Source organism: Kurthia sibirica (assembly GCF_003143975.1).
GTDB lineage: Bacteria > Bacillota > Bacilli > Bacillales_A > Planococcaceae > Kurthia > Kurthia sibirica.
In genome coordinates this window covers 106,023-121,547 of the sequence record NZ_QFVR01000008.1, presented here as the reverse complement: position 1 = coordinate 121,547, position 15,525 = coordinate 106,023, and the positions used below count along the sequence as shown (strand labels likewise).

The following is a 15,525-nucleotide window of genomic DNA, read 5'->3' as shown; positions in this document are numbered from 1 at the left end:
ATGTGGATCTTGCGAGCGTATTTCTTTACTTGCAATGATGGCTTTATTTATCGAACGATTTTTGTCATTCATCTGATTCTATGTACATTTAAACGGATGTTTGTATTCTTAGAGCGCTTTCAAAACTCTCTTGGCTTGCATTGAGGCTTCGGTCATGAGAAATTACGTCATTCGAGTAAGCCTATTCGCTGTTTTCTACGATTGTTCACCGTCATTATGACTACAGTTTGAATGGAATTGACGGGATGTAAAGATAGTAACAAACTCACATCAAGAATATTTTTTGCGCATTAAAGACAATAAAGTGATGATGAGTGCCTGCCGCCATTATTATACCGAATGTCATGTATCTCCGCTTGACAAAAGATATGCGACTTTTGTTTAATAAACGTTAACTATTTTTTGCTGTTGCTTGTTTCGGATATTTTTGTATAGCGATTAGTAGATAGATGGTTGTTATAGCGATGGCAAGCAGATGGAATGCTAGCTGATCGGTGAAAAAAAAAGATAATACTGTTGATAAAAGAACACCTAAAATCATGCTAAAAGCAGCTGTTCGCCACAACATACGATATTCACCACGACGCTGGAAAAATTTGAGTAGACATAATGCCAGTAAGGCGTATAGTGATGCCTGTATGAAAAGAATCGTAATATTAAAAATAATAATGAATAAAAAGGATAGTGGGTAGAGCAACCAATTAATCGCATGTAAAAATGACGATAAGCCTTCCGTTGCTGCTTTTTGTGTACTTAGACCTTCAATAAATTGGATAGATGCAGGTATGGATATGAGTAGTGCAATCAGAAAAAGAAATTGAATAAGCTTTCCTATAGAAAGTAAGCGAAATGCGGCATGTTTTTTTGGATGAAGTAAAGAATCCAAAAAAAGTCTATAGTGGGTAATTTTCATAAAATAAACTCCTTTTTCAATAGATACCTAAAATTGTAACTGATACCCTATGTTTTGCATAGTTGAAGCCTATTAAAAGAAAATGAAACGTTTTTATGTTGGTATGCGTATATACTAGATAGATTCGAAAAGTTAGGAGTATGAATGATGACAATTATTGCATGGATATTAATCATAGCAAGTTTTATAGTCGCTTTTATTGGCTTAATATATCCAATTATTCCATCTGTATTATTTGTCTTTTTAGGCTATATTATATATGGACTATTTTTTAGTTTTGCAGATTTCCCTTGGTGGTTCTGGGTGATTCAAATTTTACTGACCCTCTTGCTCTTTACTGCGGACACCTTATCTAACCTCGTTGGTGTAAAAAAATTCGGTGGCTCGAAGGCTGGAATATGGGGAAGTACAATTGGTTTATTAGTTGGTCCATTTGTCATTCCTTTTGCTGGAATAATAATTGGTCCTTTCATTGGAGCGGTAATTGCAGAGCTTATTTTCTCGAAAAGTACATTGAAAAACGCACTCAGCGCAGGTATTGGTTCTCTCGTTGGTTTCTTGACATCTGTCGTGACAAAAGGAGCGCTTCAAGTAATTATGATTGCATTATTTATTTTTGTAATATAAAGTTCCGTCAAAAGACTGAAAAACGCTTGATGTAGGCATTTTCATTTGAATAATGCCCAAATATTTGTTAATCTAAGAATGTATTAAATTTAGATAACTCAAGGAGGAAATGAATTATGGCTTTCGAATTACCAAAACTACCTTATGCATATGATGCACTAGAACCACATATTGATGCAAAAACAATGGAGATCCACCTTACAAAACATCACGGTACTTATGTAGCAGGAATTAATGCTGCTGTTGAAGGTAAAGAACAATTCGCTGGTAAAACAGTCGAAGAAATCATCTCTGACCTAGACGCTGTTCCAGCTGATATTCGTACTGCTGTACGTAACCATGGTGGCGGTCACTCTAACCACTCATTATTCTGGGAATCATTAGCACCAAATGCTGGTGGCAAACCTACTGGTGAATTAGCTGCTGCAATCGATGCTAAATTTGGTAGCTTCGAAAAATTCCAAGAGGCTTTCGATAACGCTGCTAAAACTCGTTTCGGTTCAGGCTGGGCTTGGTTATCATTATCTAATGGTGAATTAGAAGTATCATCTACTGCAAACCAAGATTCTCCTATTATGGAAGGTAAAACACCATTATTAGGCCTTGACGTTTGGGAACATGCTTACTACTTAAACTACCAAAACCGTCGTCCTGATTATATTTCTGCATTTTACAATGTAATCAACTGGGATAAAGTTGCAGAACGTTACGCAGCTGCAAAATAATTTTCAAACTATGCAACATAGTGCATCATCTTCTCGTCAAGAAGATGATGCGCTTTTTTTGTTTGAAAAAGGGTATATAGCAGAGATGGAAAGTGGTATTTGTCGTAACGTAACACTTTTTTTTACGAAGAAAAATGATATACTACTATTAATGTAATAGTTTGAGGGAGGCACACTGATGAAGCGAAAAAATAAAGGTAAATTAAAGCGTTCTTCAAATGGTAACGCTAGACAGAGAGCCAATCTTTCCCTTCGTATGAATATTCTTTTCTTTACAATTTTTATACTTTTTTCTGGTCTTGTCATTAGATTAGGTTATATGCAAATCGTAAAAGGCGATGAATATGCTAAACAATTGGAAAAAACAGAGGAAGCTACTGTTAACACGAGCGTCCCTCGTGGTCGAATTTTTGACCGTAACGGTAAAATTCTCGTAGATAATAAACCGAAAAATGCCATTACATATACGAAGTATTCAACGACAACTTCTGATGAAATGTTAAAGATGGCTAAAAAATTAGGTGCATTAATTAAGATGGATACAAGCCGTATTGCAGAACGCGATAAATTGGACTATTGGATGATTAAATATCCGAAGCAAGCAAAAGCAAAAATTACGGATGAAGAAGAGCTAAAAATATTAGGAAATGGTTTAAAAGCTGGTGAACAGCAAAACGAAATCGATGGCATTGTAAGAAGTCGCATCACACCAAAAGAATTAAAATTATTGACGAAAAAGGATTTACAAATCGTCGCAATTTATTCTAAGATGGTCGCAGGATATAATTTGTCACCTCAAATTATTAAAAGTGATAAAGTGTCAGACAAAGAGTTTGCTGTTGTTTCTGAGCATTTAACAGATCTTCCAGGCGTCAATACAACAACGGATTGGCAACGTGAGTTAAAATCGAAATTAACAATTCTTGGTCGTACAACTTCTCCGCAAGAAGGGATACCAAAAGATAAGTTAAGCTATTTCCTTGCACGTGATTATTCGCGTAATGACCGTGTTGGTAAATCCTATATCGAACAGCAGTATGAATCGATTTTACAAGGTGAAAAATCAGTCGTAAAATCAGATTCTAATAGTCAAGGTGAGATCGTTGATACAAAAGTTGTTAAAGAGGGTACGGCAGGGAAGGATCTTGTTTTAACGATTGATAGTAAATTACAAAAAGCGACAGATAAAATTGTAACAGACCAATTATTGATGGCGAAACGTACAGGTTCTTCTAGTCTTTTAGATCGTGCATTCCTTGTCATGATGGACCCTAAAACAGGTGAAGTTTTATCAATGGTTGGTAAAAAGATTGAAAAAGATGATAATGGTAAACAAGTTGTTAATGATTACTCAATCGGTGCATTTACAAGTTCATATGAAGTAGGTTCGGTCGTTAAGCCAGCTACTTTATTAACGGGTTATCATTATGGTGCTATTACACCGGGTGAGAGTCAAGTCGATTCACCTGTGAAATTGGCGGGGACGAAGCCTAAATCGTCCATCTTTAATCGAGGTGGTTCTATTCTAATGGATGATTTGACAGCACTTGAACGTTCATCCAATGTCTATATGTTTAAAACGCTTATGAAGGTCGCTAAAATGCCTTATATTTATAATGGTCCACTACCAACGACGGAAGTCGAATTCAATCGTGTGCGTCGTTACTATGCACAATTTGGACTTGGTGTTGAGACGGGTATTGATTTACCAGGTGAGTTTACTGGGGTTAAAGGACCTGAAACGGCAGGTGGTAAATACCTCGATTTAGCAATTGGACAATATGATACGTATACGCCGATGCAATTAGCACAGTATGTATCGACAATTGCCAATGGTGGTAAGCGTATTGCGCCACGCCTGTTAAAAGAAATTCATGAACCGTCAACAGATGGCGAAACAATTGGTGCGTTGGATCAAGAAATTCAACCTAAGGTATTAGGTACAATTGAAAATACAACTGCAGAAATTGATCATGTGAAAAAAGGTATGACACGTGTGTATTACGGTGCTAATGGATCTGGTGCTGGTCAATTTAGAGACTCTAAATTCAAGGGTGCTGGTAAAACAGGTACTGCACAAGTAGTGTATTTTGGTCCACAAAAAGAACGCTATGGTACACAATCATTAACGGTGACTCATGTTGGTTTTGCTCCAGAAAAAGATCCGCAGATAGCATATGCTGTCATTGTTCCTTGGATTACAACAAGTGAACAATACACAGCTATTAACAATATTATCGCACGTCAATCTGTCGATAAGTTTTTCGAACTGAAGAAAAAAGAGAATAAAAAAATCAACAATGAAGTAGGAAATAAAATCGAGCGATAATATTTCTAGACGACTAATTGATTCTATTCATATAGATAAAGATGGTTAGTCACCTAACAAAGTTGAATCATTTCGAGCGAATGGCGTTTCTTAAAAGAAACGCCATTCGCTCTTTTTTTATTATGTATGTTAAAAATCACTTGATAGACCATAAAATTGAAAAAGTAGGGTTCGCAACAACAAAACAAACCGCAACATGAAGTGACCCGTAAAGTTAGATATGATTATTTCATTCGGCAATGGTTTGGGTATGAGTTCGATAGTATATCGGGCTCATGCCTTTTAATTTTGTCTTTATACGCTGCGTATTTTTATACGTATGTCCCAGCCCTATTTGATATAGGAGGAAATTTAGAGAAATCATTTTCTGTCTTTACAAATCATTAACAAAAGCCATATATTTCATTACAATTCATTTATATCTCCTCAACATTAAAGCGATATAGTAATAAGTGTAGTAAACAACAAACATTCTTAGGGGGAAAAACAATGAAAAACTGGAAGTACTTTATGATGACAGGTATCGTAGGCTCGGCACTAATTTTAGGAGCGTGCGGCAATGATGAAAAATCAAACAGCTCATCAAATAGTTCTTCAAGCTCTGCTGAGTCCAATGCATCAGCAAGCGATCATGAAAAACTAGAAGGTAAATTATCTGGAGATGGTTCTTCAACAGTCGCTCCTATTATGGAAGCAATCGTCGAAGAATACTCAGCAGAGCAACCAAAAGTACAAGTTTCAGTAGGTGTATCAGGCACTGGCGGCGGTTTTGAAAAATTCATTAACGGCGAAACAGATTTCTCGGATGCCTCTCGTCCAATTAAAGACGAAGAAGCAGCAAAACTTAAAGAAAAAGGTATTGACTACACAGAAATGAAAATCGCATATGATGGATTATCAATCGTTGTAAATAAAGAAAATACTTGGTTAAAAGATGCGACGGTGAAAGAATTAAAAGAAATTTGGATTGAGAGTGGCAAGGACAAAAAATGGTCTGATATTAACTCGAAATGGCCAAATGAAAAAATCGTCTACTATTCACCAGGTACGGAATCAGGCACATATGACTATTTCGTCAATGACATATTAGAAGGTAAAGACATCGTAAAATCAGCAACACTTTCAGAGGATGACAATGTACTCGTAAAAGGTGTTGAATCAGATAAAAATGCCATTGGTTACTTCGGATTTGCCTATTATATTGCAAATAAAGATAAGCTATCAGTCGTTAAAGTAGATGGTGTTGAACCAACGCATGACACGATTAAATCAGGTGAATACACACCGTTATCTCGTCCACTATTCGTTTATGTAAAAAATGAAGCTGTGAAGAGCAATCCGGTCATGTATAACTTTATGAAGTACGCAATCGACAATGCAGGGGATCTTGCTGAATCAGTTGGTTATGTTCGCTCACCAGATGAAGATTATTCAGAGGATTTAACGAAGCTAGAAGCATTAAAATAACAGATTATTAAAAGGGCGGTAGCATTGGCGCTACGCCTTTTTTTCTTAAAAGGGGTTGGAATAAGTGGTAGGGAAGCCAGGGCATGACAAATTGAATGTACAGGATTTGATTGAGCAATCTAAAAATAAAGGCGCTAAAAAATTCATTGAGAAATTGATGCCAAAGCTACTATTTATCACGGCATTAGTGTCCGTTTTAGCGACAGTCGGAATTGTATTTACACTCATTTTTGAAACGGTGGAATTTTTTAGAAGAGTACCATTCATCGATTATATTTTTGGAACCGAGTGGATGCCGTTTTCCGGAACGAATCCGACCTATGGCATATTGCCACTTATAGTAGGAACTTTAAAAGTTACAGCAATCGCGATGGCTGTTGCAGTTCCTCTAGGTTTAGCTGCGGCTATTTATTTGAGTGAATATGCTAGCGAAAGCGTGCGTAAAGTGATCAAACCAATATTGGAAGTATTGGCGGGAGTTCCCACAATCGTCTATGGCTTCTTCGCTTTAACATTCGTCACACCTTTATTGCAGGAAATCATTCCTGGACTGAAAATATTCAATGCGTTAAGCCCTGGGATTGTCGTCGGTATTATGATTTTACCGACAATTGCTTCTCTGTCAGAGGACGCGATGTCCAGTGTGCCCAAATCCATGCGCGAAGGGGCACTTGCTCTTGGATCAACAAAGTTAGAAGTAGCGTTGAAAATCGTCGTACCAGCAGCATTATCTGGTATTTTAGCATCCGCAGTTCTCGGTATTTCTCGTGCGATTGGAGAGACGATGATTGTATCACTTGCTGGTGGTGCGACACCAAAATTTGATGGGCAAGTAACGGATTCCATCCAAACAATGACCGCTTATATCGTACAAGTATCTACAGGGGATGCAGGATATGGCACGACAATTTATTATTCGATTTACGCAGTTGGTTTCACATTATTCATCTTTACATTATTGATGAACCTAATCGCTGGTTTTATATCGAAACGCTTTAGGGAGGAATACTGATGAATTATTTACATGAAGATCGCGTCAAAAAAAGAATGGCTTCACGTCTTATTAAAAATAAACTATTAAAAAGTTTTTTCTTAGGCGCCACATTATTATCATTAGTAGTGCTTGCTATCTTAATGTATCGTATGATTTCCCAAGGTCACGCCTACTTGAACTGGGATTTTCTAACGAATTTTTCATCACGTTTTCCACAAAATGCCGGTATTAAAGCTGCTTTAATTGGTTCTTTATGGTTGTTGGCAGTCGTAGCACCTGTATCTCTGTTATTTGGGGTTGGCGCAGCCGTTTATTTAGAAGAATATGCAAAGAAAAGTAAATTAACGACCTTTATTCAAATGAATATTTCAAATTTAGCAGGTGTACCATCCATTGTTTTTGGTCTATTGGGCTTGACGATATTCGTACGAATGTTAAGTCTTGGAAAAAGTGTATTAGCAGCCGGTTTTACGATGAGTTTACTCATACTACCAGTTATCATTGTCGCGTCACAAGAAGCGATAAGAGCCGTGCCAAAAGATTTAAGAGAAGCCTCTTACGGGATGGGTGCAACAAAGTGGCAAACGATTGTAAAAATTGTTCTTCCTTCCGCAATTCCTGGTATTTTAACTGGTGGTATTCTCGCATTATCTAGAGCAATTGGTGAAACAGCACCGTTAGTCGTACTAGGTATACCGGTAATCATTCATTTCTTACCTGAAGGTTTACTCAGTGAATTTACAGCCTTACCGATGCAAATATTCGATTGGGCAAAACGACCACAAGAAGAATTTCAATATGTCGCAGCAGCGGGCATACTTGTCTTGATGATCGTACTTGTCATTATGAACTCAGTTGCAATTATTATTCGTAATAAATTTTCTAAGCGCTACTAAATTGGAGGAATAGATGATGGTAAACAACCCGATAAACAATAAATTTTCTCAAGAAGATGAACAACCAAATTTAAAAATCGTATCAAATGAAGCTAAAAAAACCGTATATCAAACACAGAATCTAGATTTGTGGTACGGTGACACCCATGCGTTAAAAGGGATTCAATTAGATATAAATGAAAATGAAGTGACAGCGATTATTGGACCATCTGGTTGTGGTAAATCAACCTATTTAAAAACGCTGAATCGTATGGTAGAACTTGTACCATCTGTACGTACAACAGGTGAAATTCTCTATCGCGAACGCAATATTTTAGATAAGGAATATGCCGTTGAAGAATTGAGAACAAAGGTAGGAATGGTTTTTCAAAAACCAAATCCGTTCCCAAAATCTATCTATGATAATATTGCCTATGGTCCAAGAATTCATGGTATTAAAAATCGTAGAATTTTAGATGAAATTGTCGAAAAGAGTTTACGAGGCGCCGCTATTTGGGATGAGGTAAAAGATCGTCTTCATGAGAATGCTTATGGACTTTCAGGAGGGCAACAACAGAGGATTTGTATCGCACGTTGTTTGGCAATTGAACCAGATGTTATTTTAATGGATGAGCCAACTTCGGCATTAGATCCAATTTCTACTCTAAAGGTAGAAGAATTAGTACAAGAATTGAAGAAAAATTATTCGATTATTATCGTGACGCATAATATGCAGCAAGCAGCACGTATTTCCGATAAAACAGCCTTTTTCTTAAATGGTGAAGTGATTGAGTATGCTGCGACAGATAAAATCTTTTCAAATCCATCAGATAAACGTACAGAAGATTATGTATCGGGAAGATTTGGATAGGGGGAGTAAAGAGAATGATGGTAGTCAGAGAAAAATACGAACAGGATTTGGCGGCAGTTCAACGATTATTAGTCGATATTTGCGAAATGTCCATTGCAGCATTTGATAAATCGGTTGATACTTTTTTAAGTAAAAATATCGATCAAGCTCTGATGATTTTAGACCAGGATCGCTTTATTAATCGTCTAGAAGAACATATCCAAGATGAAGTTATTTTAATCATTGCCAAGCAACAACCTGTAGCAACCGATTTAAGAAGACTTATTATGATTATTAGCGCTGCAAGCAATATGGAGCGTGTCGGCGATTACGCAGTCAATATTGCGAAGGAGACGATTCGTCTTGGTCAAACGGATATTCAATACTCCGTTGAAAAGATAAAGGAACTCCGCAGTTTAGCAATCGAAATGTTACGGGATATGTTAAAAGCTTTCCAAGAAGAAGATTTGCACTATGCTAAAGAAGTATCTCTACGGGACGATGAAATTGATAAATTATACGGCGAAACAATTGTTGAAATTATTGAATCGGCTAAAGAACACGGCGCGAATATTGAACAGGTAACACAGTTAAGTTTTATTTGTAAATATATTGAACGAGCAGCGGACCATGCAACAAATCTTGCTGAAGCGTTATTCTTCCTATTAAAAGGTAAACATTATGAACTGAATCATTAATGCATTTTGTTCTGTACATAAAAAAACCGTCAAATGAATTATTTGACGGTTTTTTTCTATTTTCTAGCTGTAATAACGGCGACAATTTCTTTCTGGGACATTGTAGAATCCAATTTACTTTTACCAAGTTGGATTTTTGAACTAAGCCCTTCGTTAATCAAGAGTTCTTCAAAATCATTGGCATCTTCAATCATTTTAGCTTGTTGTAGCGCTGTACTAACTTCTGATGTACCCATACCAGATTTTACATTCAATGTGTACTGTACGATTTTAGGTTGATTCGCTTTTTTTTGTGATTGTTTTTTGAGTTGCGCTGTGAGTTTATCATTGACTTGTTGTTGTACTTGTAATTGTTGTTGTACTTTAGCTAATTCATCAGCAGTGACAAAAGCTTCTTTTATCGGTTCTTTTGGTTCGACTTCATTCATTTGTATCACACTCATTGCTGCACCGGCAATGAAAAGAGCAATTCCAAATGAGCGCATAATAGCTTTCATTAGTGTGGAGCAACCTGACTTGTGCGAATAATTGTCGCAATTTGATCAGCTGATAATGTGGAACGTTGTGCAATTTCGTTCAACGTATAACCTTGTTCATGCAAAGTAAGTACTTGGCTGATAAAAATTTGATTGATGGTAGAGGCAGAGTTCAGAGAAGTTTTTTTCTTATTTGGCGTTTTATTCGTACTGAGCATCAATTCTTCTTCTATCACTTTAATGCGACGTTTCAATTGATCATTTTCTTGATAAAATGATAAGGATAATTCTTCAATTTCTCGATCGGTTTGTTTTTTAGAACGGCCGACAAAAAAGGAAATAAGAATAATAATGATGCCTGAAATCATAAGTATTAATGATAAATCCATCTTAATTCCTCCCAAATATGTAGTTTTTTCTATCTATTTCATCATACGCAAAACTATTGCGAAATGATAGTAGATTTTTCATGAGATTGTGTTATAATAGGTTAGTCGTATAAGTCATGCTCACTAAGACATATTATTCTTTATATAGAGTGGGAGGGGTAACAATGCGCGTTAATATTACATTAGCTTGCACTGAATGTAGCGAACGTAACTACATCTCAAAGAAAAACAAACGTAACAATCCAGAACGTCTTGAACTGAAAAAATATTGCTCTCGTGAACAAAAGATGACACTTCATCGCGAAACGAAGTAATGCTCATTGCCAAAACCTTTTAATAGGTTTTGGCTTTTCCATTTTCAAAAGGAAGGGTGATTTCAATGGATAAAAAAAATTTACGGAAATTTGTTCGAAATGAACTCTCAAAAATCCCACAAAAGCTCTATACAATTCATTCACAAATGATACATAATAAGTTGCTTAATATGAGCGAAGTAAAACAGGCCAAAACGATTGCAATCACAATTTCGCACTACCCAGAAGTCGATACAATCGACCTTATTGAACAACTTTGGAAACTAGGCAAAAATGTCGCTATTCCAAAATGTAAACATGAGACAAAACAAATGGATTTTTATATTTTCACTAGTTTTGATGAACTTGAAGTAGTTTTTAAACAATTACAAGAACCGATTGTTGAACAGACAACTAAAATAGAAAAAGAAATGATTGATGTGTTGATCGCACCAGGAATAGCGTTTGATTTAGCTGGCTATCGAGTAGGATTTGGTGGCGGATATTATGATCGGTTTTTAGTTGATTTCGATAAACCGACAATTTCTATGGCGTTTGAAGTGCAGATAGTTGATAAAATACCGACAGATGGGTATGATTTAGCTATATGCAAAATTGTAACTGAAGAACGAATTATTACATGTAATAATGTTTGAAAGGAAGAGTAGCACTAATGAATAATGTATATGATATTCGCCAATACTTAAAAACCTTTGGCACTTATATTTACACGAGGGACCGCATCGGTGATCTACATTTAATGGAAAGTGAATTAAATGACCTCTATCAAGGTGGTATGTTAGATTTAAGAGATTTTCAAGTAGCTAAACATATTTTACGTACGGAGGAATTACGCTTAAAATTGGAAGCGAATAAAGCGTAATTATTATTTTAGAAAAATAGGGAACTTTGTATTTGCTTACTCGTCTTTATGTTGAAACGACGAATGATATAAAGGTGTATAGGTTTTGAGCTACTGGAAAATGTTGCGAAAAAGCAATAAATAGCTTATGATACTCTATGTTCATTTTATATTAAAATAAAAAATGCTTTTATAAAAAAGAAAAAATTAGGAGGATGTTAGGATATGAAGTCTTTTAAATGGCCTAAACATTCGATACTAATCATAGCAATTGTAGTCATGTGGCTACAAACGTACTTTACTTATAAAACAAGTTTCGATCTTGACATTGAAAATATGATGCAACAATTTATTTTGTTAATTAACCCAATTGCATTTTTACTTTTTGTTTTTGGTATCTCACTATTCTTCAAGTCATATAAAGTTCGAAATCGTTTTATAATATCGATTAGTGTCTTTTTATCAATATTATTATACGGTAACGTAGTATTCTATCGCTTCTATAGTGATTTTATAACATTACCTGTACTATTCCAAACAAGTAATTTCGGTGATTTAGGTAACTCGGTAACGACGTTAATTAACTTCTCAGATATTTTTTACTTCACTGGATTAGTAATTATTATTTTAGCGATTAAATTTGTACCGAATGCAAAACAAATGGTCGTTGTTAGACCGAATATGCGTCGTACGTACTTTGTTCTGTCATTTGCAATTTTATTCTTGAACTTAGGATTAGCTGAAACAGAACGACCTCAACTACTAACGCGTAGTTTTGATCGTGAATTATTAGTGAAAAACTTAGGCACATATGATTATCATCTTTATGATATATTTGTGCAGTCGAAATCACATGCTCAACGTGCAATGGCTGATGGCAGTGAACTGACTGATGTGACAAACTATGTCAAATCTAATCAAACAGAGCCAAACAAAGAATTTTATGGTTTAGCTAAAAAACGTAATGTCATTATTATCTCACTTGAATCCATGCAAAACTTTGTTATTAACAACAAAGTAAATGGTCAAACAATTACACCTTTCCTAAATAAACTTGCAAAAGATGATGATACATTTTATTTTGATAATTTTTATCATCAAACCGGTCTAGGTAAAACTTCGGATGCTGAATTCATCGTAGAAAATTCGATGTACGGTACTGGTCGAGGTGCGGTATTCTTTACGAACTCGGGCAATAAATTCGAATCGATGTCAGACCGTTTAAATGATCAAGGTTATGCAACTTCAGTTATGCACTCGAATAACAAAAGTTTTTGGAACCGTGATATTATGTACAAAGCATTGAATATTGACACGTTTTATGATGTTGAATCGTATGATGTAACAGATGACAATTCTGCAAACTGGGGTTTAAAAGATATTCCGTTTATGGAACAATCCGTTGATATTATGAAAACAATGCCACAACCGTTTTATACAAGAATGCTCACATTATCAAATCATTTCCCATTCACTTCGGATGATGAAGATCAATTCATCGAACCGTATGATTCAGGAGATAAAACCGTTGATCGCTACTTCCAAACAGTTAACTATACAGATAAAGCTGTTAAAGTATTATTTGATAAGTTGAAAAAAGAAGGATTATATGATGATTCTATAATTGTTATGTATGGTGATCACTATGGTATTTCCGAAAATCACAATGATGCAATGGCTAAATACCTTGATAAAGAAAGCATCACACCTTATGATTCAGCTAAATTACAATCCGTACCGTTCTTCATCCACATTCCTGACTCTGGTAAAGGGGAAGTAATGCATGAAGTTTCAGGTGAAATGGATATTCGTCCAACAGTACTTCATTTATTAGGTGTAGATACTTCAAAGGATTTACAATTTGGTCAAGATTTATTCTCTAAAGATCATGAAAACTTTATAACATTCCGTGATGGTCGTTTTATTACGGATAAAGTAGTATATGCTGGTGAAGCATGTTATGATGCTAAAACAGGTGAAAAACTAGAAGATAAAACGGCATGTGAACCATTAATTCAACGTGCAAATGAAAAATTAGATGTATCTGATAAAATTATCAATGGTGATTTATTACGATTTTATGATAATAAGACAGGTGCAGTAAACGAATAGTAAAAAAGCCTCTCACATCAGTCAAATGTTGTGAGAGGTTTTTCAATAGTAATTAATAAACCTAATTATTAGGGTTCTATACTATTTGTTGTGGTTTTCAAACAATATCATCTCTGCTCGACACTTTCCGCGGCCCTCGCTTCAACTAATTCGGTAGGAGAAGCGAGCTTGTGGTATGTAGCGTAAAAGAGCACAACGCGACCGATTCGTACGCTTAAAAACGGGCAAGTAGAGAATTTAAATAGCTTTTAGAAGGTATTAACAATAAAAAAAGTTTTCAAACGCCATGCATTTGGATGTAGACGCTTTGCTCATTTTCGAACGAAGATTTTATTGAATATGAAGGATGAAGAAATTGGTTTGCATTTAGGGTGAATGAGTTGTGTAGTAAAGGACGAGGACATCTGCCGGAAAGCATTCGTCCGAAACGAACAAATAGAAAAAAGGGCATGTGTGAAAAATTCACATCACGCCACCCCACTAGTTGATACAGAGCCATTATTACTACTGTGTAAAAGGCTATACAGGGCATTTTACACAAAGAAAAAAGAATGTCATTTTGCGACATTCTTTCTTTTTCTTAGTGTAAGCTAGGTGGGAAACCAGAATCTAAAATTGTCATAAAGACAAACCAGCCAAATACGGCAAAGGCTGCAAAGTTAAAAACAATGCCAAGCACTGCTTTTTCTCGTATTGATTGGATTGTACCGATCAAACCTAAAATAGACACTAAGCCAAGAATAACCATTAATAAGTTCATTGTGACACCCCTCTCGAAAATTGGAAATGAATGCCTAAAGCAATAGTACTTCTCTAATTATAATGGTAAAATCTAGGTTTGTCGATAATTATACGTGTCTAAACTTTGAATAAAAGTAAAATAGTTACTAAATATGTAAAAATGTTTAAGAGGCAAACGTGGATAGAGTTCGGCTTCCCAATATGTTAAACTATTATTCAAGTAAAGAACAGTTTGTAATGAATAAAGTGAGGTAATAAAATGTTGAATATTAGAAAATATGCACTAGGACCTGTGCAAACAAATTGTTATATTATTTCAAATAAACAAAAGGAATGCTTAATCATTGATCCGGGTGAACAAGGCAATGATATTATTAAAGAAATTAAAAAGGCATCATTAAAACCACAAGCAATTTTACTGACACATGCTCATTTCGACCATATTGGTGCACTGGACGTAGTGAGAGACGCATTTGATATTCCAGTCTATATGCATATTAAAGAAAAAGAATGGCTTAGTAATCCAGATCTCAATGGTTCTGGAAAGTATGCACAACTACCAAATTATACGATGCGAGAAGCAGATCATTATTTACAAGCAGCCAAAAATGTAGAAGTAGGAAACTTCCTATTTGATGTAGCCTATACACCAGGTCACTCACCGGGTAGTATAAGTTTTATTTTTCAAGAAGATCGATTAGCATTTGTTGGAGATACATTGTTCAAAGGAAGCATTGGTCGCACGGATTTAGTTGGCGGCAATCAAAACCTATTACTTAAAAGTATCCACGATCATTTGCTGATACTTGCTGCTGATACGATTATCTACCCTGGACATGATGCCGCGACAACTGTTGGTGAAGAAATTGACTCCAACCCCTATTTAAACGGTTTTTAACGTTTATTAGAATCTGCTATGAACGGCTGATGGATAAGCCAGTCTATAAAAGTCTAACAGGGCGTAGATTATAAAGTAAACGATAGTAAATGGTAAGACTAACCAATCTATTGTGACTCTATGTAAAATATGGGGGTGTATGACATTGTATATTCAATGTCATACACCTTTTCCGGTTCTATTGCAAAGTTGAAAAACTCATCAAATTTCAGCTAATTCTTCTAATTTTTAAAAATGAACACGTTGATGTGTCATAATAGCACACTCCCTTAAGTT

The 15,525-nt window shown here is 35.5% G+C and carries 17 protein-coding genes; 13 read left to right on the top strand and 4 right to left on the bottom strand.

What is annotated here, in order from left to right:
- Positions 1-391 precede the first annotated feature (391 nt).
- On the bottom strand, positions 392-913 hold the full coding sequence (locus tag DEX24_RS08095; protein ID WP_109305916.1) for a DUF1189 family protein: 522 nt from the start codon (positions 911-913) through the stop codon (positions 392-394).
- Positions 914-1,060: 147 nt separating this feature from the next.
- Here DEX24_RS08095 and DEX24_RS08090 point away from each other — a divergent pair, with 147 nt between their 5' ends.
- From DEX24_RS08090 to phoU, 8 genes are all read left to right on the top strand, one after another.
- Entirely contained in the window at positions 1,061-1,540 is a 480-nt protein-coding gene (locus DEX24_RS08090; RefSeq protein ID WP_109305915.1) for a DUF456 domain-containing protein, read from the top strand.
- Between the two features lie 116 nt (positions 1,541-1,656).
- Positions 1,657-2,265: a superoxide dismutase gene (locus DEX24_RS08085; protein WP_109305914.1), complete on the top strand. Its 609-nt coding sequence runs from the start codon at positions 1,657-1,659 to the stop codon at positions 2,263-2,265.
- 178 nt (positions 2,266-2,443) lie between these two features.
- On the top strand, positions 2,444-4,594 hold the full coding sequence (locus DEX24_RS08080; RefSeq protein WP_109305913.1) for a peptidoglycan D,D-transpeptidase FtsI family protein: 2,151 nt from the start codon (positions 2,444-2,446) through the stop codon (positions 4,592-4,594).
- Positions 4,595-5,083: 489 nt separating this feature from the next.
- Positions 5,084-6,061, top strand: coding sequence for a PstS family phosphate ABC transporter substrate-binding protein (locus tag DEX24_RS08075; RefSeq protein ID WP_109305912.1), 978 nt, complete (start codon positions 5,084-5,086; stop codon positions 6,059-6,061).
- 157 nt (positions 6,062-6,218) lie between these two features.
- Complete coding sequence (pstC, locus tag DEX24_RS08070; RefSeq protein ID WP_109305947.1) at positions 6,219-7,073, top strand: phosphate ABC transporter permease subunit PstC; 855 nt, start codon at positions 6,219-6,221, stop codon at positions 7,071-7,073.
- Positions 7,073-7,951, top strand: coding sequence for a phosphate ABC transporter permease PstA (gene pstA, locus DEX24_RS08065; RefSeq protein WP_109305911.1), 879 nt, complete (start codon positions 7,073-7,075; stop codon positions 7,949-7,951). Before pstC ends, pstA begins: the two co-directional genes overlap by 1 nt.
- A gap of 16 nt (positions 7,952-7,967) precedes the next feature.
- Positions 7,968-8,801 (top strand): phosphate ABC transporter ATP-binding protein PstB, encoded by an 834-nt coding sequence (gene pstB / locus DEX24_RS08060; RefSeq protein WP_109305910.1) that lies wholly within the window; start codon positions 7,968-7,970, stop codon positions 8,799-8,801.
- Positions 8,802-8,815: 14 nt separating this feature from the next.
- Entirely contained in the window at positions 8,816-9,478 is a 663-nt protein-coding gene (gene phoU / locus DEX24_RS08055; RefSeq protein WP_307725577.1) for a phosphate signaling complex protein PhoU, read from the top strand.
- A gap of 56 nt (positions 9,479-9,534) precedes the next feature.
- On the opposite strand, the gene DEX24_RS08050 is transcribed toward phoU, so the two are convergent.
- Both DEX24_RS08050 and DEX24_RS08045 read right to left on the bottom strand, forming a co-directional pair.
- A complete protein-coding gene (locus DEX24_RS08050) occupies positions 9,535-9,975 on the bottom strand; it encodes a hypothetical protein (protein ID WP_109305909.1) in 441 nt (146 codons plus the stop codon).
- Positions 9,975-10,343 (bottom strand): hypothetical protein, encoded by a 369-nt coding sequence (locus tag DEX24_RS08045; protein WP_109305908.1) that lies wholly within the window; start codon positions 10,341-10,343, stop codon positions 9,975-9,977. Before DEX24_RS08045 ends, DEX24_RS08050 begins: the two co-directional genes overlap by 1 nt.
- Positions 10,344-10,507: 164 nt before the next feature.
- Here DEX24_RS08045 and rpmG point away from each other — a divergent pair, with 164 nt between their 5' ends.
- From rpmG to DEX24_RS08025, 4 genes are all read left to right on the top strand, one after another.
- Positions 10,508-10,657 (top strand): 50S ribosomal protein L33, encoded by a 150-nt coding sequence (gene rpmG, locus DEX24_RS08040; RefSeq protein WP_109305907.1) that lies wholly within the window; start codon positions 10,508-10,510, stop codon positions 10,655-10,657.
- A gap of 65 nt (positions 10,658-10,722) precedes the next feature.
- Entirely contained in the window at positions 10,723-11,292 is a 570-nt protein-coding gene (locus DEX24_RS08035; protein ID WP_109305906.1) for a 5-formyltetrahydrofolate cyclo-ligase, read from the top strand.
- Positions 11,293-11,309: 17 nt separating this feature from the next.
- Entirely contained in the window at positions 11,310-11,519 is a 210-nt protein-coding gene (locus DEX24_RS08030; RefSeq protein WP_109305905.1) for a YqgQ family protein, read from the top strand.
- A 204-nt stretch (positions 11,520-11,723) separates the two neighbouring features.
- Positions 11,724-13,610 carry an LTA synthase family protein gene (locus tag DEX24_RS08025; protein WP_109305904.1) on the top strand — a complete coding sequence of 629 codons (1,887 nt, stop codon included), beginning with the start codon at positions 11,724-11,726 and terminating at the stop codon, positions 13,608-13,610.
- 580 nt (positions 13,611-14,190) lie between these two features.
- Here the strand turns inward: DEX24_RS08025 and DEX24_RS08020 are convergent.
- Positions 14,191-14,370, bottom strand: a complete 180-nt coding sequence (locus DEX24_RS08020; RefSeq protein ID WP_109305903.1) for a DUF2759 domain-containing protein — start codon at positions 14,368-14,370, stop codon at positions 14,191-14,193.
- A 240-nt stretch (positions 14,371-14,610) separates the two neighbouring features.
- Here DEX24_RS08020 and DEX24_RS08015 point away from each other — a divergent pair, with 240 nt between their 5' ends.
- Positions 14,611-15,249 carry an MBL fold metallo-hydrolase gene (locus DEX24_RS08015; RefSeq protein WP_109305902.1) on the top strand — a complete coding sequence of 213 codons (639 nt, stop codon included), beginning with the start codon at positions 14,611-14,613 and terminating at the stop codon, positions 15,247-15,249.
- Positions 15,250-15,525 lie beyond the last annotated feature (276 nt).